Origin of the sequence: Parasedimentitalea denitrificans (genome assembly GCF_011813015.1) — a bacterium.
Classification (GTDB): domain Bacteria; phylum Pseudomonadota; class Alphaproteobacteria; order Rhodobacterales; family Rhodobacteraceae; genus Parasedimentitalea; species Parasedimentitalea denitrificans.
The window spans coordinates 60,012-78,025 of record NZ_QHLQ01000006.1 but is presented as its reverse complement, the minus strand read 5'-3'; the positions used below and the strand labels follow the sequence as shown (position 1 = coordinate 78,025).

The window sequence follows — 18,014 nt, the reverse complement described above, 5'->3', positions numbered from 1 at the left end:
TTCAGATTTCTTTACGGGCCCGCATTGCGGCGGTGATGGTTCCGTCGTCCAGATAATCCAGCTCACCACCAATGGGCACACCCTGCGCCAGGGTGGTCAGCTTGACCTGATCCTGTAGCTGGTCGGCGATGTAATGGGCGGTGGTCTGGCCGTCGATGGTGGCATTCAGGGCAAGGATCACTTCGCTGACGGCCTCGGCTGTGACACGGTCCACCAGTCGCGGAATGCGCAGTTCTTCGGGGCCGATGGCGTCTAGTGCGGACAGGGTGCCACCCAGCACGTGATAGCGGCCTTTGAACACCCCTGCGCGCTCCATCGCCCAAAGGTCACCGACGTCTTCGACCACACAAAGCTCGCCGTTGGCGCGTTTCTCGTCTTCGCAGATGTCGCAGATTTCAGAGGTGCCGACGTTGCCGCAGTTCAGGCATTCGCGGGCGCTGATAGCGACCTGGCTCATAGAATCGGCCAGTGGGGTCAGCAGTAACGCGCGCTTGCGGATCAGGTGGAGGACCGCGCGCCGGGCCGAACGTGGTCCAAGGCCAGGTAGTTTGGCCATCAGATCAATCAGGATCTCGATGTCATCTGTAGAATTGCTCATTCCTGGCTTGCTCCGGCAGGGGTGTCCGGAGTTTCGCCGGGCAGGGGGATGCGGGAAACGGTATAGCCCGCCTGTCGCAGTAGTTCGATCATGCCCTGTTCGCCGGGCAAATGGAATGATCCGATTGCCATGAATACACCGCCCTGTTGCAGGTCATGTTTGGCAGTTTGCAGGAATGCTTGGTTGCGTTGGTCCAGTAGATACGCGTCTGCTCGGCGTTGGTATAGCTGAGCCAGATCAGGTCCGTAGACGCCGTTCAGGATGGCTTTTTCCCAGGCGCGCTCCAGCGCCAACTCACCTTGCAGATACAGCGCGAAACTCGTTGGCCGGTTGGCTGTACTTGTTTCTGGGTCAAGATAGGCACCGTATACGGCCAGAATGGACAGGGCTGTCCCCTGATTTTGGGGCTCACTCAGGTGGTCGGTTAGAGCGCTCGGGGTTTCCAGGCCTAGAATACTTCCGCCACCAATCATGCCTAGGGTCTGGATCATGCTGTCCTGATCAGGCAACACACCCACCGCAAAGTCATTGCAGGGATCCGTCAGAATACTCTCTACAACAACGGGTAAGGTCAGATAATCCGCAGCGTCGCGGCCCCAGCCCAACCCGTCAAGGCGGGTGTGTATCCACTCGACTATCAGCGGATCTAGTCCAGAGTCGTCGAAGTTGTAGGTGCTGTTTTCCGGACGAAACAACTCTTGTTTCTGATGATCCCTGATGGCCTTACGAGAGGTAAACACGGGATCGAATTCCATGGCTATGACACGGGCGTCCGTAATCCGTTTCTGCACGATAACTGGCAGATCCAGAACCAGTGGGTCATTTGAATGCATGGTGCCCCATAGGTGCGACACGGCACCGTCCGGGGATTGGATGCGCCAGAACCGCCCAATCGGATTGGGCATTTTGGCGGCGTCTGCTCGAAGTGTGGCAAGCAGCGTTTCAGGCAGAACCTGCGGGTCGATCTCGGCCGAGGTGACCGCGCAGGCCTCACGCGTCGCCCAATCCTGGGCCTGCGCAGCGGCAGGCACCAGAAACGACAGGGCGAACACAAGGGGTTTTAAGACATACATACCTTAGAACGGCAGCTTGATGTCCTTGGGCAGGCCCATGCTCTCGGTCAGGCGCGCCATTTCTTCCTGCGCTTTTTCGGTCGCTTTAGCTTGGGCGTCTTTGACGGCAGCCAGGATCAGGTCCTCGACCACTTCCTTGTCGTCGCCGTTAAAGATCGAAGGGTCAATGTCCAGCGCCTTCAGCTCGCCTTTGGCGCTGGCGGTTGCCTTGACCAGTCCAGCACCGGATTCGCCGATGACCATGACGTTGTGCAATTCGTCCTGCATCTCGGTCATTTTGGATTGCAGGTCTTGTGCAGATTTCATCATCTTGGCCATATCACCAAGACCGCCGAGGCCTTTGAGCATTAGATCTCTCCTATAGGATGGTTTTGCCTGTTAAATACGGTTGCCACCCCTGCCATTCAAGGGGAAAGCGGGGGTCAGTCAGCTATGGATCGATGTTGGGGCCGGATATGGAACCGGCGTCGATAGGCACCGGGGCTAAGGCCGGTTCGAGCCTTGAAAACGCGGGAAAAGGCCGACAGATCCTGATAGCCGACGCTCCAGGCGATTTCACTGACACTGTCACCGCCACGTTCCAGTGCAGCGCGGGCTTTCTCTATCCGCAGGGCCTGCAGGTAGGTGGCAGGCGGATAGCCGGTGGCTGACTGAAACCGGCGCATGAAGGTCCGCAGGGACATACCCGCCAGCTCGGCCAGTTGCTCGGCCTGCATTTGCTCTTGAACCTGCCGCTCCATGTGGCGTTGCGCTGTCAGAATTTGCACATCGCCATGGCTGCGGTTGGGGCGAAAGCTAGAGTAGTGCCGTTGCTCGCGTCCAGCTGGGTCGATGAGCAAATGCCGCGCTAGGCGTGAAACAGCATCGCTGCCATACCAGCGCCCGGTCAGGTGTAGGCCCAGATCGAGCCAGGCCATCAACCCTCCGGCAGTTATGATGTCATGATCGTCGATCAGAATGTGTTCGGCGCGCAGGTCCGCTTTGGGAAAAGCGGCTCTAAATTCGGCTTCTAAGGCCCAATGGGTGGTGGCCGGGCGTCCGTTCAGCAGTTCGGCATGACCCAACCAAAACGCACCAGCGCAAACGGAGCAGGCCAGTGCGCCAGCGTGATGCTGGGTGACTGCCCAGTCCAGCAACTGCGGTGCATCGATGCCCCGACTGCCATCTATTGAGGGCGGGAAAACAAAGGCGTCACAGGGGCGTGGGTCCGGATTAGTAGAGTCTATAACACGGATTTCGGGGCCGGATTGGTCGTCCTGCAAGCTGGGCAATAGGGCAAACATATCCGCTAGCCCCCACAGGGCTGAACGTTGGACGCCGCGATAGTCTACTAGGGCAATAATCGGATTTGGCGCAACTGGCATATTTATTGTCATATCTGCCAATCGCGCTGCAGGTCAACCTTGGTCAAAAAGACTGTGAAACAGCATCAAGGAGAAAACGATGCCCAAGACTACTCTGATTATTGTGGATATCCAGAACGACTATTTCGACGGTGGGGATTGGCCGCTGCACCAGATGGAACGCGTTTCAACCAACGCCGCTGGCCTGTTGGCCAATGCACGGGAAAAAGATAATTTGGTGGTTCATATCCGGCATGAAAATGACTCACCCGAGGCGCCGTTTTTTCGGCCCGGAACGGTGGGAGCCGAGATCCATGCCTCGGTGGCGCCGAAAGCGGGGGAGGTGGTGCTAACCAAAGCGCGTGCCAACAGTTTCCATGACACTGGTCTGTTGGGCCTGCTGCACGAGGCCGGGATCGAAGCCGTCACCATATGCGGCGCGATGAGCCAGATGTGCATTGATGCCACCGCACGTGCGGCGGCGGACTATGGGTTCCAAGTCACTGTGGTCGAGGACGCCTGCGGTGCCAAAGAAATGGCGTTTGGCAGTGTTGAGGTAAACGCCGAGCAGGTGCATGCAGCGTTTATGGCCCCACTGGCGATGGGGTATGCCAAAGTCGCAACAACAGCCGATTTGCTCAGTTGATCTGATTGAAATCTGGGGACGGCTGGTTAGCCGTCCTCAAACGGATCCCATTCGTCCTCGACCTCTGGCAGAGCATCAGCGGCAATCTCTGCCTGAAGTTCCTCGGCGGTGCGGATGCGGGTGATCTTGGCCTTGGGAAAACTCTCCAGCACCGCCTGCACCAGCGGGTGCGCTGTGGCCTCGGCGCGCAGTGCGTTTTCGGCGGCGTCGTTCTTTTCCGCGATGGTCTGGGCGTCGCCGCCTGACGTAATCACAACGGCCCAGCGGCTACCGGTCCAGTTTTGCAGGCTGGATCCCAATCGCGAAGCCAGGCTTGATGGAGCGTTGTCCGTCGGCGTGAACTCGATCCGTCCGGGCTGGTAAGACACCAGTCGCACGCCGGTCTCGACGTCGACCAGTAGTTTCACATCCCGGTGGGTGCGGACCAATTCGACTACGTGTTCAAAGCTGGGATAGCGGGCCAGCGCGGCATCCGCTTGCGGTGCAAGGGCCAGCGTTGTTCCGTTGCCCCCAGACGCAACAGGGCCGCCGGCGCCGGATTGACCGTTGTTATAGGCACTGCCCATGGCGGCGCCGCCATCGGGTGCCATGCCTCCACCGGGCCCGGATGGTGGGGCTGCGGGCGGCGGAGTTGGCATGTCCTGCAATTTGCGGATCAGTTCTTCGGGGCTGGGCAGGTCGGCGACATGGGTCAGCCGGATCACTGCCATCTCGGCCGCCATCATCGAATTGGGGGCTGCGGCGACTTCTTCCAGCGCCTTGAGCAACATCTGCCACATCCGGGTCAGCACCCGCATTGGCAGGGCTTCGGCCATTTTGCTGCCACGGGCGCGTTCATCGGGTGATATCGTTGGGTCTTCTGCCGCATCCGGGGTGATTTTCACCACCGATACCCAGTGAGTGATCTCGGCTAAATCCCGCAACACAGCCAGGGGGTCAGCCCCTTCGGCGTATTGCGCGCCCAGCTCGGTCAGGGCGGCGGCGGCATCACCGCGCAGGATCATGTCGATCAGATCCAGCACACGGCCGCGATCGGCAAGGCCCAGCATAGCGCGCACTTGATCGGCGGATGTTTCGCCTGCCCCGTGGGAAATGGCCTGATCCAACAGCGAGGTCGCATCGCGGGCCGAGCCTTCGGCGGCGCGGGTGATCAGGGCGAGGGCATCGTCAGAAATCTGCGCACCTTCGGCACTGGCGATCTTGCTGATCAGCGCAATCATCACCTCGGGTTCAATCCGACGCAGGTCAAACCGTTGGCAGCGCGACAGGACAGTGACTGGCACCTTGCGGATTTCGGTGGTGGCAAAGATGAATTTCACATGTGATGGCGGTTCTTCCAGCGTCTTTAGCAGCGCGTTGAACGCGCTGGTCGACAGCATGTGGACCTCATCGATGATGTAAATCTTGTAGCGGGCCGAGGCGGCGCGATAGGCAACTGAATCAATGATCTCGCGGATATCGCCAACGCCGGTGCGGCTGGCAGCATCCATTTCCATCACGTCAACATGGCGGCCTTCCATGATGGCGACGCAGTGTTCGCATACTCCACAAGGTTCTGTTGTTGGGGTGCCTGTACCATCGGGGCCGATACAGTTCATACCCTTGGCAATGATCCGCGCGGTGGTGGTTTTACCGGTGCCGCGAATGCCGGTCATGATGAACGCTTGGGCGATCCGGTCTGCCTCAAACGCGTTTTTCAGCGTCCGCACCATGGCGTCCTGACCGACGAGGTCGGCAAAGGTTTCAGGGCGATATTTGCGGGCCAGAACCTGATATTGGCTTGATCCGGCGTCGTTGCCTGCGTCGTTGGGTGTGTCGCTCATAAGTACTCGTGCCGGATTCGGGGTCATTCTGGTTTTGCGCAGGGTAAGCAAGCTGGCCGGTTTCGTCCACCGCTGTTGCGGAGGTGAGGGCGGGCACAATCCTGTTTTGAGGTCTGAAATGGCGATTTTCGGTCTTTGCAGGCCAAGAATGAACGCAGTTCTGCGTAAAACGTTTTTGCGCAACCGTAAGTCGAGGCTACAGTTGGGCGGACTAACGAATTCAGCAGGTGCGACAAGGATAACAATACTGGCGCAAGCCAGCAGGGAGAGACGATGCAATCTAAGGAGATCGAGCAGAATAGCGGCGCGTTGGTGATTCATGCGCTTTCAGTGGCGGACGGCATTCTGGCGCTTTGTCCGTTGCCCGGTGCCAGTGGCGATTATCGCGGCGATCTGGAGCATATTCACGATTGGAAACCCGGTTTGGTTATTTCCATGACGACCGAGGCCGAGCACGTGGCCGTTGGCGGTAGTACGCTGGGGACTGATATTCAAAGTCTGGCCAGTCGATGGGTTCACTTGCCCATTGAGGATTTCGGCGTGCCAACGCCGGAAATTTTGACGAAGTGGCCTTTGGTTAGCCATATGGCGCGCAAGGCCTTGGTTGGGGGCGGTCGGGTGCTGGTGCATTGCCGTGGCGGCTGTGGTCGTTCTGGTATGGTGGTGCTGCGGCTGATGATTGAATGTGGCGAGAGACCAGAGCTGGCGTTGGCCAGACTGCGTGCCCTGCGGCCCTGCGCGGTAGAGACGTTAGAGCAGATGCAGTGGGCCTATGGTCCGCGTCGTCAGGTGCACGACTGAGTTTATGTGTCAGAGCAGGCTTCGCCGGGTGCGGCAGGCTTGTAGTGCAAAAGCGCGGGCAGGGCGCGGATGACCTGCGAATCACGGCGCACACGAGCCAGTTGCCATCCGCCTTGCAGCAAGATGTAGAAGTTCTGCGCTGCCATTGCCGCCCTTTCTTTGGGCAGGCCTAGACGTTGAGCGTGATAATCTACTTCGGTTATCCAACCTTCGAATAGATGTGCCGCATGGCTGTGAAACTCGGCATTATCCGGGCCTTCGAACAACGTTGATGAAATCGGGCAGCCACACCATTTGCCGGTCACTTCAAACAGATCCGCTAGTTTATGGCACAGCGTTGTGGCCCCCTCGACAAAACTGTCTGAGGGTTCAAACGAGGCTGCAATCAGCAGCAGGATCTGATCTGACGCCCATGTGGCAGAGGCCATCGCCAGATCGGATTTTCCATTCGGAAAGTGGTGGTACATCGAGCCCTTGGGGGCCTGCGCCTCGGCCAAGATCTCGGCCAAACCAACCCCGTGATAACCGCGATTGCTAAACAGCTGTGCTGCCGCACGGATCAACCGATCCTTGGTTGGGCGCGGTTTGGAGGCTTTTTGAGGGGCTGCAATATCATTCATTTCGACAGCTTGACATGTCTAGACCGATTGGTCCAGATGTGTCGTGTGGACCAATCGGTCTAGGAGGATGCTACGTGCTAGATGCTGTCAATTTCGATCCAGATGCCCAAGTTAGGGTCGATTCAGTAAAGTTTGACGCCGTAGGGATGCCGTTGGCAGGGCAGCTATATCGCCCCAACGGCCGCCCGCGTGCGGCGGTGGTTTTGAATGGTGCAACGGGTGTACCGCAAAGCTTCTATCGTCACTTTGCCCGCTGGCTGGCGGCAGAGCGTGGGATGGCCTGCTTGACCTATGACTACAGTGACTTTGGCGCCTCGGCTGAGCGGTCCATGCGTAAGTCAGACGCCACGATGGCCCGTTGGGCAATGGTAGAACAGCCTGCCGCACGGGATGAAATGCGGAGACATTATCCGGACGTCCCGCTTTGGGTGGTTGGGCATTCGCTGGGGGGCATGCTGATGCCGCTGCAAGATGGCATTGAAGATATCGACCGAATGATTGTGGTGGCAGGCGGGCTGGTACATCACAACGATCACCCCTGGCCGTACAGAGCGCTGGCGCTTAGCTTTTGGTTTGGGCACGTGCCACTGTTGGTCAAGTTGATGGGTTACTTGCCAGCCAAGGCGCTAAGGCTGGGGGAGGACCTTCCAGCCAGTGTGTACTGGCAGTGGCGTAAATGGTGCACCACGCCGGGGAGCTATTTGTCAGAGGTGGGCGACGAGTTGCCGTTGCCGGACTGGCAGAGTTGGGACGTGCCAGTCGATCTGTTTGCGCTGAGTGATGATGACCTGATCCCACCGGACTGTGTTTGGCGGTTGGGGGGCGTCTACGGGGATGTGGAGCAAACCCGAACAGAGCTAAAGCCAAGTGATTTTGGCCTGAAAAAGGTGGGGCATCTGGGGGCATTTGCGCGGAGAAATTCCGTGCTGTGGCCAACGCTGGTGCCGGAACAAGGCGCGCCCTAGTGGGCACGCCTTTGGGCAGGGGTTAGTACCCCTTGCGCCCTTTGTGATCGCGCTTCATGGACTTGATCATCTTGCCGAGCCCCTTGTCGCGGCGGCGTGACTGCACAAGGGTTTCGGTGTTTCGCTCTTCATCGCGCTGAAGTTTCTGCCAGCGTTCAACACGGGCGAGTTCAAGCGTACCAGATTTGACCGCAGCTGTGACTGCGCAGCCTGGCTCGCCGTTATGGGAGCAGTCGTTGAACCGGCAACTTTGGGCGATTTCCATCAAGTCAGAGAAGACTTCCTCGACCCCTTCGTCGGCGTCCTTGATGCGAAGGGCGCGCATGCCGGGGGTGTCGATCAGCCAGCCACCGTTGACCATGCGGCGCAGGTAGCGTGCGGTGGTGGTGTGGCGACCCTTGGAGTCGTCCTCGCGAATGTCGCGCACGGCGTCCTTGCTGCCGGTCAATCCATTCGTCAAGGTTGTTTTGCCAACGCCGGATGATCCGACCAATGCAGCCGTTTGGCTGGGTTTCACCCAGGCCAATAGCTGCGTGACGTCGTCGGGGTTCTTGGCATCCAAAGTCAGCACGGTCAGCGACGCCGCCAGCGATTCCGCCTGCTTGCGATACACACTGGCATCTTCGCAGACATCAGCCTTGGTTAGTACCACCACCGGATAACAGCCTGACTGGTGCGCCAGCGCCAGATAGCGTTCCAAACGTGCGAGGTTGAAATCAGCGTTGCAGGAGGTGGTGATGAACAGCACATCGACATTTGCGGCGATCAGTTGCTCGCGGGCGTCGGTTCCGGCGGCACGGCGGCTTAGTTCGGTTTGGCGCTCCAGCCGCTCGCAGACTTGGTCTGCTGCATTGGCCAGCACCCAGTCGCCAACGGCAAATTCACCGGTCAAGCGATCAGGCAGCAATTGGATTTCACCGTTGGGTGACAGGCCGGTCAGCTTGTCACGATGCACGGCCGAAATGCGATAGGGCGTCAGGTCGACGTCCACGTCTTGTTGGGATTGAAAAAAGTTAGACCATCCAAGGTCTGAATAGGTAAGCGTCATGGCTCTGCCTGTATTTGAACGTAGAAAGACCCTTGCGATGGCGAACGCGCATCACAACAGGAGGGGAGTTCAGGCAGGGAGTTGGCCGTGGGCCGAATCAGGACTGCGCTGCCTGAAGGGTCGGTACTGCTACAATCATCAGGCCCTCCATTCAGGCTGTGGGAGCGATGCTCCGTTGGGTATGGGCCTGCACTGCAAGCCGAAATAAGGTGAGAGGCTGGACATCGACCCAAGCGGGGCTCGTTGTGGCTGCTTCCTTCCGGATCTGACCAGGTTGGCGAGGCGCTTGCCCGCGCCAACCTCTCGAATCCCGATATAGGCGGCTGCGAGGCGAAAGACAAGCCGTGCGTGGTGTCGACTTACAATGGAATTTTCAGTTGCAGGAACCCGTCCGGGGTGGGCTCGGGTAGCGGGAGGTTCATGTGGGATAGTTCTTCCAGGTAACGCCGGGCCGCAGGGCCAGTATAGACAAGGGCATGTGACCCTGGCATGGGCGCCAAACGCCACGGAGGTGAAGCCGCTGCCAAAGGATCGGTTGGCAGTGTGCCGTTCAAATAGTCGTAGACAATATCCTGTATCGAACACCGGGGCAGTGGGATCTGGGTTGCCTGCTGAACCATTGGGAAATTGCCGCCACCCGCCGCGCGGTGGCTGTTGACCGCCACGACAAACTGCTGGTCAGGATCAATTGGCTTGCCATTCCAGAGCGGGTCGCGAATTCGGTGTGCCTGAGGGTCTGCCAGTTTGCCCGAGGCATGAAAGCGTGCGGGGACGGATAGGTCAATTTGATAGTCCAACCCGTGTAGGACATCAAAATTATGGCCAGCCCGATCGAAATCAATCAACGGGGTGCTATCGGTGCCAGGGGTGATCTGATTGAACATGCCTGCCAACATTTCCAACCACTCAAGCACCATTGCGCCGGAAATCGAGACGGCATTCAGATAGTTCGGAAATATATGCAGATCTGCTACATGGCGGCGGCTAAGGGGGCCGGCTGGTACATCAGTAAAGTGACCGGGGCCTGTTCGAGCACCGAACTTACAGGGGGAAACTGCTGATAATAGCGGTAGTTCGCAGGCTGGTGTGTTTTTTAACTGCTCGCGTAGCTCAGCCGCCTGAGCGCAGGCGACCAATGCAAGGGCGCGATCAGGGGCAAAGAATGTGAAGTATGAATGTAGAGAGTGTTCGATCTGGCCGACTGGCGCATTTATGCGCTCTACAGTGGCTGCATGATCTTCTGCCAGTGCCGAAACCAAGGCGGCGTCCTCGGTCACGAGTGGTGCTAGCTCTCCGGTTGTGGTGCGTTGGGAAATGGGGCGCAGGCCGCAATCCCAAGCATCCAGTTTCCAGCCGTCGTCGCCATGTTTCAGTCGCAGATCGATCACCCCAAGGTGAGAGCCAAAGGCCCCCGGCATCACAACGGGCTTGGAGAACGGCGTGGCAGGATCGGGCAAACGCAGGTGGGTGTGCCCGCCGATCAGGGCGTCGATGTCATCGATTTGCACTAGGTGTTGCAATGCGTTTTCGGAATTGTCGGGGTCTGTTTCATGCCCGAGACCCGTATGCGCAAGGGCGATGACGATGTCACATCCGGCGGCACGCAGGGCTGCACTGGTGGTGCGGGCTGACTGCACAATGTTCATCATCTGAACGCGGTCTTGTAGCAGATGCGCGTCCCATTGCACGGTTTGCTCTGGCAGCACTGACAACAGGCCGATGCGGACAGGCGGCGCATCAGGATGATCCAACATTTGCCGTTCCAAGATCGCGGAGGCGACGAAAGGCAATTTTGTCTCAGGTGAGGCTGCCTTCATATTTGAGCATATGACAGGGCATGGGGCAGTCTTCAGGATGTGCTCGAGCGTATCTAGTCCGAAGTTGAAGTCATGATTTCCCAAGCCAATGGCATCATAGCTCAACACCTGAAAGGCCTTCATCAGCGGATGCGGCGAGCGGGCATCGGGCTGTTCGCCTAAAGGAGTGCCCTGCATGGAGTCGCCATTGTCCAGCAACAAGGTAACCGCGCCTAAGCGGGTCGCTTCGTCGCGAGCGCCAGCAATCAAAGATGCAGTATGCGCAAGGCCCACGCTAGGGTCTGCTTGGTCGCGATAGTAATCATAGCCAAGCAGGTTCATGTGCAGATCAGTAGTCGCCATAACACGCAGGCTGACCTGGTGCTTTGGGTTGGATCGTTCGGTTTCTCTCAACGTTCTGTGTTCGATGCGTCTGACGCCAGTCTTGTCTTTGCGGCGCCTTGTTGGGCGCTTTTTCTTTGGTGCGTTGAAACCAGTGATTAAGGCTTCTGCCTAGTCACAATTACATACATATTTAACCATAAAGCCGGTACGGCGGCCCCGTGTCCTAGCTAGCGTGCTTCGGGCTTGGACTTTTAACTTTATGTGTGGCAGTCCAAGGGCCGACCTGCAAGATGCACGACGTCAGTTGATTGTTAAAAATGCACGTAGCGTGTTTTTTAGGCAGGTTGGCCAGATGTGGTGTGATAAATTTTAGGCGTAAAGAGAGGGGCTTAGGGTGAAGCGAGCAGAACAAGTGACCTTTGGCGGTGGTGGTCTGGATCGGGCCGCACATCTACGGGATGACGCGGATGCCTTGGCTGCGGCCTGGGGTGATCCGCAGGCCTCTGTCTTGTTGGTTTGGCAGGGGAAGCCACTGTCTGAGCGCAGCGGTCGCGGATCTTCTCCGGATCAGTTGGTGATGATCACAACGGATCACCCATTGGCAGAGAAGTATCATCAAAGTTCCATTTTTCTGGGTTTGACGCCCGCTGGGGTGCCGCAGTTTGCCGGTGACATGAGCGACTGGACACCAGATGCGCTGGATCAGGCCATGTTGGCCAGCTTTGCCGACGCCAGTGAACAGCAACACCCGGATTTACCTACGGGTCATGTATTTACCGAATTACGCCGAATGATGGCATTTCTGACGCCACTAGAGGCCGAGCTGGCCGCAACGGCCAATGCGGTGCTTTCTTGGCATAAAAGCCACCAGTTCTGTGCCCGGTGTGGTCAACCAAGTCAGGTTGCGCAGGCTGGATGGCAGCGAAATTGCGATGCCTGCAACACCTCGCACTTTCCGCGGACAGACCCGGTGGTGATCATGCTGATCACCCATGGCGATTCAGTTCTGATGGGACGGTCACCGGGGTGGCCCGAGGGAATGTATTCCTTGCTGGCAGGATTTGTTGAACCCGGCGAAACGCTAGAGGCGGCAGTCCGTCGTGAAGTTCTGGAAGAGGCAGGGGTGAAAGTCGGTGAGGTGTCCTACCTTTCTAGCCAGCCTTGGCCGTTCCCCATGTCGCTGATGTTTGGCTGTGCGGGAACCGCGTTGGGTCGCGATCTGACCATTGATCACACCGAGATTGAAGATGCACTATGGGTTAGCCGCGCTGATATGATGACTGTGTTCTCTGGCGAACACCCTGACATTAAACCATCTCGGAAAGGTGCAATTGCACACTTTTTGTTGCAAAACTGGCTTGCAGATACGCTGGATTGAAGTGAGTAATGACACCACATCTGATACATCGGTGTACATAAGCACTTGAAGGGGGCAAAAATGAAGTTTGTCAGCAAAGAAGATATTGAGGCCCCAATTGCAGAGGTTTTCTCGGTTCTGAGTGAATTTGAAGGCTTTGAACGCTCGGCAATCCGCCGTGGTGTGGAAGTACACAGGATTGGGGATGTCGCGGCGCCGAGCAGTGGTTTGGCGTGGGACGTGACGTTCTCTTTTCGCGGCAAGTCCCGCGATATGCATCTGGTCCTGACGGAGTACGATCCAGTAACCGGAATGCACCTGTCCGCTGATGGCGGTGGTGTTGAGGGTGGTCTGAATGTTGAACTGCTGGCCCTGTCCCCGGGCCGGACCCGGATGGTGGTTACACTGGACCTTAGCCCCAAAACGCTGTCTGGGCGGCTGTTGGTGCAATCTTTGAAACTGGCCAAGTCTAAACTGACCAAGCGGTTCAAGAAGCGTGTAGCAGAATTCGCTAAGTTGACCGAGGAACGCCTGAGCCGGATCGCCTAAGTCGTTTCAGGGTGCATATGACCACGCACCCTGACACTGTTCTTGGTAGATCAGAACCTTCCGTTATCGGCTGGGAAAACCCCTAGGATTTCGATGTTGGTGGTGAAATAAGCCAATTCGTCCAGCGCCAGTTGGACGTTTGCATCATCTGGATGCCCATCAATATCAGCGTAAAACTGTGTCGCGGTGAACGAGCCATCGACCATATAGCTTTCCAGCTTGGTCATGTTGACACCATTGGTCGCAAAACCACCCATCGCCTTGTACAGCGCTGCCGGAATGTTGCGGACCTGGAACACAAAGCTGGTGATCATACCATGGGCACCACGCCGGGTGGTGTTGAGTTCTGGCGACATGATGACAAAACGCGTGGTGTTGTTGCCCTCGTCCTCAATATGGCGGGCCAGTACATCCAATCCATAGATCTCGCCGGCCAGTTCGCTTGCCAAAGCAGCATGTTGGACATCGCCGCGTTCAGCAACTTCACGGGCGGCACGGGCGTTGTCGGGGCTGACACGGCCGCGAATCTCATGTTCGCGTAGGAAACTCGCACATTGGGGCAGTAGCACCAGATGTGAGTGTGCCTCTTGAATATCTTCTAGCGTCGCACCGGGCACGGCCAGCAGGTTGATGTGAACCCGCACAAAAGCTTCGTCTACGATGTGTAATCCGCTATGCGGCAGGAGGCGGTGGATATCAGCAACCCGCCCATAGGTAGAATTTTCGACCGGAAGCATGGCTTGTTCGGCCGTTCCGTTACGTACAGCGTCAATAGCGTCTTCAAATGTACGGCAGGGTAGAACCTCTAATCCGGGCCGCGCATTGCGACAGGCCTCGTGACTGTAAGAGCCGAGCTCCCCTTGGATGGCAATTTTACCGGTCATTTTTGTGAATTCCGTGCAAAAGATCTGATAATGGGCATTTCACCGCACTGTCTATACCTTGCCAGTTGGCAGGGGAAGCCTTAGACACGCCTTCAGTTATATGAAACGGAAGCGCAACCATGTTTGACACAATGACCATTACCAAAGCGGCCGCAGCATTGTGCGGCGCGTTGTTGGTTCTCCTTTTGGGCAAATGGGCAGCAGAAGGACTTTATCACGTGGAGTCTCACGGAGAGGCAGCCTATGTGATTGAAATTGAAGAGGCCGGCGAGCAAGAAGCTGTGGCTGAAGTTAGCTTTGATGAGCTGATGGCCTCGGCTGACGTTGGCAAGGGTGCCAAAGTCTTCAAGAAATGTTCGGCCTGCCACAAGCTGGACGACGGAAATAACTCAACTGGCCCGTTCCTTTATGGTGTTGTCGGTCGTCCGATCGCATCAGCTGATGGATTTGGCTACTCGGGTGCCTTGTCAGGCATGTCCGACGGTACTTGGACCGCAGAAGAGCTGGACGCCTTCCTGACCAAGCCTAGCAGCTATGCCAGCGGTACCTCGATGAGCTTCTCTGGTCTGAAAAAGCAAAAAGACCGGGTTAACCTGATCGCTTATCTGGACAGCCTGGACGATTGATCCACGGATCATTTCTGAATTAAAAGGTCGCTGCCAAGTGCAGCGGCCTTTTTCTATTTTGGGGTGTATTATGCGGGATTGTTGTTCCTGTAATAATCCCAGGCAACAACCTCGCGGCCATCTGGCAGGATGCAGACCCCAATTTGCCCACCTTTGCCATCCCGAATGACGTGCTGCCCGCCGGTTTCCTCACAATAGACTGCGGCAGGGTTGGCCATGGCCACGGGCTCTTCTTCTTGCTGAGCGCAGGCGGCAACCAACCCTGTGGTGCCCAAAATGACACCAGTCAGGCCGCGAGAAAGAGTTTTGCGTAAAATCATAGTTCATTCTCCAGAATACAATGTGTGGTCGAAAGTGGCATGGCGCACTATGTGATACAACAATGTTACCGATAGTCGGCGCTGAACTGCTGAATGCCGCATCCACAAGCAAAGAAACACGGAATCGCAACTTGAATGTTACCACCCCCGAGCTTTAGCTTGGTATTTACACACCAGATCGAAAAGATCCGGGAATGGGAGGACTGGCAGATGAACAAACCCCGCAGCGCTGTACGAGCTCGCGTGATTAATCAAACGGAGAGGCTCCGTGCCTTGGCTGTTCTGGCAATGGGATTAATCCTGGCGATTGGCTTTGCCACTTTGGCGCGCGCTGAGGAAAAAATAATCACCAGCCACGGGTTTTCGGAATTTGGTGATTTAAAGTATCCTGCGGGCTTCGCTCATTTTGACTATGTGAACCCGGATGCCCCACGCGGCGGCGAACTGTCCTATGGTGCGCAGGGGACATTCGACAGTTTCAACCCCTACACCCGCAAGGGCCGTGGCGCGGCACGTTCGACCGAGCATTTTGAATCGTTGCTAACCCCGTCATACGACGAACCTGCATCCTACTATGGGCTGGTTGCAGAAAGTCTTGAGTACCCGGAAAGCCAGGACTGGGTCATTTTCAACATGCGCCCCGAAGCGACATTCTCTGACGGTTCGCCAGTAACTGCAGATGATGTGGTGTTTTCCCATAATATCCTTCTGGATCAGGGCCTGAAATCTTATGCCGAGGCGGTGCGGAAACGTATCCCCAAAGCAGAGGCGCTGAGCCCGCACCGGGTCAAATTCTATTTCTCGCCAGATTTTCCGCGTCGTGGGATGATCAGCCAAGTTGGCGGCACCCCGATTTATTCAAAAGCGTGGTTCGAGGCCGATCCCGAAAACCGTCGTCTGGACGAACCGCGGCTAGATCCGGGTATCGGATCCGGGCCCTATGCGCTGGATAGTTATGACATTAACCGGCGCGTGGTTTACAAACGCAACCCGGACTATTGGGGTGACCATCTGAACGTGAACATCGGCCGTCATAACTATGACAGCATCCGGATCGAATACTTTACCGACGCTATTGCCGCGATGGAGGGATTCAAGTCCGGCGCCTTTACGCTGCGCCAGGAAAATAACTCAAAAAGCTGGGCCACGGCATATGACTTCCCTGCATTGCATGCAGGTGATGTCATCAAAGGTGATTTCTTTGATGGTGATGTGCCAAACGCCAGTGGGTTTGTCTTCAACCTTGATCGGCCACAGTTTCAGGACATTCAGGTCCGCGCCGCCCTGCAATTGGGCTATAATTTCGAGTGGACCAACGAGAGCCTGCAATATGGCTTGTTCCAACAGCGCCATTCGTTCTGGCAAGGTACTGACCTTCAGGCTAAGGGGCTACCCGAGGGACGCGAGCTAGAAATATTGCAGAGCCTAGGTGATGCACTGGATCCAAAGATCCTGAGCACAGAGGTTGTTGTCGCGCATGAATCCAGCGGGAAACGCCAGAACGACCGCCGCAACCTGCGCAAGGCGATGAAACTGCTTGATGCAGCCGGATGGGCGGTTGGTGATGACGGTATTCGTCGAAACGCCGCAGGTGAGACACTGCGGGTAGAGTTTCTGTCTGATCAGCCAACACTGGACCGGATCATTCAACCTTATGTCGACAATCTGGTGATCATGGGCGTCGATGCCCGTTATAACCGGATCGACAATGCGCAGTTCACTGCACGCCGTCGGGACCGGGATTTCGACATGATGCTGGCGGGCTATCGCAGCTCTCTGCAGCCTTCGACCGGGTTGTACCAGATGTTCGGCGAGGAAGATGCGGCCTATTCACTGTTTAACCCAACGGGTGTTCATGGGCCGGACATCCAGCCGCTGATCGACAATATCGTTGGAGCCACAACCACCGAAGAGTTGCAGGCCAATGCACGGGCGTTGGACCGAGTGCTGTTGTCAAAACGGATCATGGTGCCGACATGGTATCTGGGTAAATACTGGGTGGCTTATTGGGATATGTATAAATTCCCGGAAAATCTGCCACCTTATGCACTGGGATTTGATGACCTTTGGTGGATCGACCAAGATAACGCCGCGGCTCTGATTTCCTCTGGCGCGTTGCGGTAGGCGCGCGTCATGGCTGCATATATCCTCCGCCGGTTTTTGCTGATCATCCCAACTTTGCTGGGCATTATGGTTATTAACTTTGCCCTTGTGCAATTTGTCCCCGGTGGCCCCGTGGAACAGATCATTGCCGAGATGCAGGGCGGGGGAGATGTGTTCGAAGGCTTTGCCGGTGGTGGGTCAGACGTCGAAACCATGGGCGAAAGTTCCAGTGAGCAATATGTTGGGTCGCGTGGACTGCCAGACGAGTTCATCAAAGAGCTGGAGGAGCAGTTCGGCCTGGATAAGCCGCCGTTGCAGCGGTTCTTTATCATGTTGGGGAACTACGCCCGGCTGGACTTTGGTGAGAGCTATTTCCGCAAAATTGGTGTGCTGGATTTGGTGATGGAGAAAATGCCGGTATCGATTTCGCTAGGCCTGTGGTCGACGATTATTGCCTATCTGGTGTCGATTCCACTGGGTATCCGCAAGGCGATCCGTGATGGCAGCAAGTTTGACACATGGACCAGTGGCATGATCATTGCGGCTTACTCGATCCCGGGTTTCTTGTTTGCCATCCTGCTGCTGGTGCTGTTTGCTGGTGGATCCTATTGGCAGATTTTTCCTCTGCGAGGTCTGACTTCGGACAATTGGGACCAGCTAAGCCTAGGTGCCAAAATCGTTGACTATGTCTGGCACATCGCGCTGCCGGTGCTGGCCTCGACCATCGCGGCCTTTGCCACCATGACGCTGCTGACCAAGAACTCGTTCCTGGATGAAATCAAGAAGCAATACGTAATCACCGCCCGCGCCAAGGGGTTGTCTGAATCCGGCGTGTTGTATGGCCATGTGTTCCGCAACGCGATGTTGATCGTGATTGCTGGTTTCCCAGCCGTGTTCATCGGTATCTTCTTCTCAGGCTCGCTGATCATCGAGACTATCTTCTCGCTGGATGGGTTGGGCCGGATGGGGTTTGAGGCCGCAGTAGCACGGGACTATCCGGTGATCTTTGGCACACTGTTTGTGTTTGGCTTGATGAGCCTGGTGGTCGGGATCATCTCCGACTTGATGTATGTGCTGGTTGATCCGCGCATCGACTTTGAAAAGAGGGAGGGGTAAA

At 56.7% G+C, this 18,014-nt stretch carries 18 protein-coding genes and 1 other RNA gene; 8 read left to right on the top strand and 11 right to left on the bottom strand.

Features of this window, described 5'->3' with window-relative positions; all coding sequences use genetic code 11:
- Window position 1: 1 nt before the first annotated feature.
- The 4 genes from recR to DL239_RS08150 all read right to left on the bottom strand — a co-directional run bounded on the left by recR (window position 2) and on the right by DL239_RS08150 (window position 3,047).
- Window positions 2-598, bottom strand: a complete 597-nt coding sequence (recR, locus tag DL239_RS08165; protein WP_167683523.1) for a recombination mediator RecR — start codon at window positions 596-598, stop codon at window positions 2-4.
- Window positions 595-1,671 (bottom strand): TraB/GumN family protein, encoded by a 1,077-nt coding sequence (locus DL239_RS08160; protein WP_167683522.1) that lies wholly within the window; start codon window positions 1,669-1,671, stop codon window positions 595-597. The genes recR and DL239_RS08160 overlap by 4 nt, the downstream gene beginning before the upstream one ends.
- 3 nt (window positions 1,672-1,674) lie before the next feature.
- On the bottom strand, window positions 1,675-2,019 hold the full coding sequence (locus tag DL239_RS08155; RefSeq protein WP_167683521.1) for a YbaB/EbfC family nucleoid-associated protein: 345 nt from the start codon (window positions 2,017-2,019) through the stop codon (window positions 1,675-1,677).
- Between the two features lie 74 nt (window positions 2,020-2,093).
- Window positions 2,094-3,047, bottom strand: coding sequence for a GlxA family transcriptional regulator (locus DL239_RS08150; RefSeq protein WP_167683520.1), 954 nt, complete (start codon window positions 3,045-3,047; stop codon window positions 2,094-2,096).
- A 67-nt stretch (window positions 3,048-3,114) separates the two neighbouring features.
- Between DL239_RS08150 and DL239_RS08145 the strand changes: the two genes are divergently transcribed.
- The gene (locus DL239_RS08145) at window positions 3,115-3,660 is read left to right on the top strand and encodes a cysteine hydrolase family protein (RefSeq protein WP_167683519.1); all 546 of its coding nucleotides are present in this window, start codon (window positions 3,115-3,117) and stop codon (window positions 3,658-3,660) included.
- Window positions 3,661-3,686: 26 nt separating this feature from the next.
- On the opposite strand, the gene DL239_RS08140 is transcribed toward DL239_RS08145, so the two are convergent.
- Window positions 3,687-5,483, bottom strand: a complete 1,797-nt coding sequence (locus DL239_RS08140; protein WP_167683518.1) for a DNA polymerase III subunit gamma/tau — start codon at window positions 5,481-5,483, stop codon at window positions 3,687-3,689.
- 273 nt (window positions 5,484-5,756) lie between these two features.
- Between DL239_RS08140 and DL239_RS08135 the strand changes: the two genes are divergently transcribed.
- Window positions 5,757-6,284, top strand: a complete 528-nt coding sequence (locus DL239_RS08135; RefSeq protein WP_167683517.1) for a protein-tyrosine phosphatase family protein — start codon at window positions 5,757-5,759, stop codon at window positions 6,282-6,284.
- 2 nt (window positions 6,285-6,286) lie between these two features.
- Here DL239_RS08135 and DL239_RS08130 read toward each other — a convergent pair whose 3' ends face one another.
- Entirely contained in the window at window positions 6,287-6,904 is a 618-nt protein-coding gene (locus DL239_RS08130) for a TetR/AcrR family transcriptional regulator (protein WP_167683516.1), read from the bottom strand.
- A 74-nt stretch (window positions 6,905-6,978) separates the two neighbouring features.
- Between DL239_RS08130 and DL239_RS08125 the strand changes: the two genes are divergently transcribed.
- Window positions 6,979-7,869 carry an alpha/beta hydrolase family protein gene (locus DL239_RS08125; RefSeq protein WP_369410550.1) on the top strand — a complete coding sequence of 297 codons (891 nt, stop codon included), beginning with the start codon at window positions 6,979-6,981 and terminating at the stop codon, window positions 7,867-7,869.
- Between the two features lie 22 nt (window positions 7,870-7,891).
- On the opposite strand, the gene rsgA is transcribed toward DL239_RS08125, so the two are convergent.
- The 3 genes from rsgA to DL239_RS08110 all read right to left on the bottom strand — a co-directional run bounded on the left by rsgA (window position 7,892) and on the right by DL239_RS08110 (window position 11,127).
- Window positions 7,892-8,917 (bottom strand): ribosome small subunit-dependent GTPase A, encoded by a 1,026-nt coding sequence (gene rsgA / locus DL239_RS08120; protein WP_167683514.1) that lies wholly within the window; start codon window positions 8,915-8,917, stop codon window positions 7,892-7,894.
- Window positions 8,918-9,124: 207 nt separating this feature from the next.
- Window positions 9,125-9,223, bottom strand: an RNA gene (gene ffs / locus DL239_RS08115) — signal recognition particle sRNA small type.
- A 53-nt stretch (window positions 9,224-9,276) separates the two neighbouring features.
- Entirely contained in the window at window positions 9,277-11,127 is a 1,851-nt protein-coding gene (locus DL239_RS08110) for a 5'-nucleotidase C-terminal domain-containing protein (RefSeq protein ID WP_240931809.1), read from the bottom strand.
- A gap of 325 nt (window positions 11,128-11,452) precedes the next feature.
- Here DL239_RS08110 and nudC point away from each other — a divergent pair, with 325 nt between their 5' ends.
- The gene (gene nudC, locus DL239_RS08105) at window positions 11,453-12,436 is read left to right on the top strand and encodes an NAD(+) diphosphatase (protein ID WP_167683513.1); all 984 of its coding nucleotides are present in this window, start codon (window positions 11,453-11,455) and stop codon (window positions 12,434-12,436) included.
- A gap of 60 nt (window positions 12,437-12,496) precedes the next feature.
- A complete protein-coding gene (locus DL239_RS08100) occupies window positions 12,497-12,964 on the top strand; it encodes an SRPBCC family protein (protein WP_167683512.1) in 468 nt (155 codons plus the stop codon).
- Window positions 12,965-13,014: 50 nt separating this feature from the next.
- Here the strand turns inward: DL239_RS08100 and DL239_RS08095 are convergent, their stop codons facing one another.
- Entirely contained in the window at window positions 13,015-13,848 is an 834-nt protein-coding gene (locus tag DL239_RS08095) for a prephenate dehydratase (RefSeq protein WP_167683511.1), read from the bottom strand.
- 119 nt (window positions 13,849-13,967) lie between these two features.
- On the opposite strand from DL239_RS08095, the gene DL239_RS08090 reads away from it, so the two are divergent.
- A complete protein-coding gene (locus tag DL239_RS08090; RefSeq protein WP_167683510.1) occupies window positions 13,968-14,474 on the top strand; it encodes a c-type cytochrome in 507 nt (168 codons plus the stop codon).
- A 68-nt stretch (window positions 14,475-14,542) separates the two neighbouring features.
- Here DL239_RS08090 and DL239_RS08085 read toward each other — a convergent pair whose 3' ends face one another.
- On the bottom strand, window positions 14,543-14,794 hold the full coding sequence (locus DL239_RS08085; RefSeq protein ID WP_167683509.1) for a putative hemolysin: 252 nt from the start codon (window positions 14,792-14,794) through the stop codon (window positions 14,543-14,545).
- A 210-nt stretch (window positions 14,795-15,004) separates the two neighbouring features.
- Between DL239_RS08085 and DL239_RS08080 the strand changes: the two genes are divergently transcribed.
- Window positions 15,005-16,918 (top strand): extracellular solute-binding protein, encoded by a 1,914-nt coding sequence (locus DL239_RS08080; protein ID WP_167683508.1) that lies wholly within the window; start codon window positions 15,005-15,007, stop codon window positions 16,916-16,918.
- Between the two features lie 9 nt (window positions 16,919-16,927).
- On the top strand, window positions 16,928-18,013 hold the full coding sequence (locus tag DL239_RS08075; RefSeq protein WP_167683507.1) for a microcin C ABC transporter permease YejB: 1,086 nt from the start codon (window positions 16,928-16,930) through the stop codon (window positions 18,011-18,013).
- Window position 18,014 lies beyond the last annotated feature (1 nt).

What these genes read in the sequence shown, in the direction of transcription:
- recR (WP_167683523.1), bottom strand. Translation starts at nt 598, where the DNA reads ATGAGCAATTCTACAGATGACATCGAGATCCTGATTGATCTGATGGCC.
- DL239_RS08160 (WP_167683522.1), bottom strand. Translation starts at nt 1,671, where the DNA reads ATGTATGTCTTAAAACCCCTTGTGTTCGCCCTGTCGTTTCTGGTGCCT.
- DL239_RS08155 (WP_167683521.1), bottom strand. Translation starts at nt 2,019, where the DNA reads ATGCTCAAAGGCCTCGGCGGTCTTGGTGATATGGCCAAGATGATGAAA.
- DL239_RS08150 (WP_167683520.1), bottom strand. Translation starts at nt 3,047, where the DNA reads ATGACAATAAATATGCCAGTTGCGCCAAATCCGATTATTGCCCTAGTA.
- DL239_RS08145 (WP_167683519.1), top strand. Translation starts at nt 3,115, where the DNA reads ATGCCCAAGACTACTCTGATTATTGTGGATATCCAGAACGACTATTTC.
- DL239_RS08140 (WP_167683518.1), bottom strand. Translation starts at nt 5,483, where the DNA reads ATGAGCGACACACCCAACGACGCAGGCAACGACGCCGGATCAAGCCAA.
- DL239_RS08135 (WP_167683517.1), top strand. Translation starts at nt 5,757, where the DNA reads ATGCAATCTAAGGAGATCGAGCAGAATAGCGGCGCGTTGGTGATTCAT.
- DL239_RS08130 (WP_167683516.1), bottom strand. Translation starts at nt 6,904, where the DNA reads ATGAATGATATTGCAGCCCCTCAAAAAGCCTCCAAACCGCGCCCAACC.
- rsgA (WP_167683514.1), bottom strand. Translation starts at nt 8,917, where the DNA reads ATGACGCTTACCTATTCAGACCTTGGATGGTCTAACTTTTTTCAATCC.
- DL239_RS08100 (WP_167683512.1), top strand. Translation starts at nt 12,497, where the DNA reads ATGAAGTTTGTCAGCAAAGAAGATATTGAGGCCCCAATTGCAGAGGTT.
- DL239_RS08095 (WP_167683511.1), bottom strand. Translation starts at nt 13,848, where the DNA reads ATGACCGGTAAAATTGCCATCCAAGGGGAGCTCGGCTCTTACAGTCAC.
- DL239_RS08090 (WP_167683510.1), top strand. Translation starts at nt 13,968, where the DNA reads ATGTTTGACACAATGACCATTACCAAAGCGGCCGCAGCATTGTGCGGC.
- DL239_RS08085 (WP_167683509.1), bottom strand. Translation starts at nt 14,794, where the DNA reads ATGATTTTACGCAAAACTCTTTCTCGCGGCCTGACTGGTGTCATTTTG.
- DL239_RS08080 (WP_167683508.1), top strand. Translation starts at nt 15,005, where the DNA reads ATGAACAAACCCCGCAGCGCTGTACGAGCTCGCGTGATTAATCAAACG.
- DL239_RS08075 (WP_167683507.1), top strand. Translation starts at nt 16,928, where the DNA reads ATGGCTGCATATATCCTCCGCCGGTTTTTGCTGATCATCCCAACTTTG.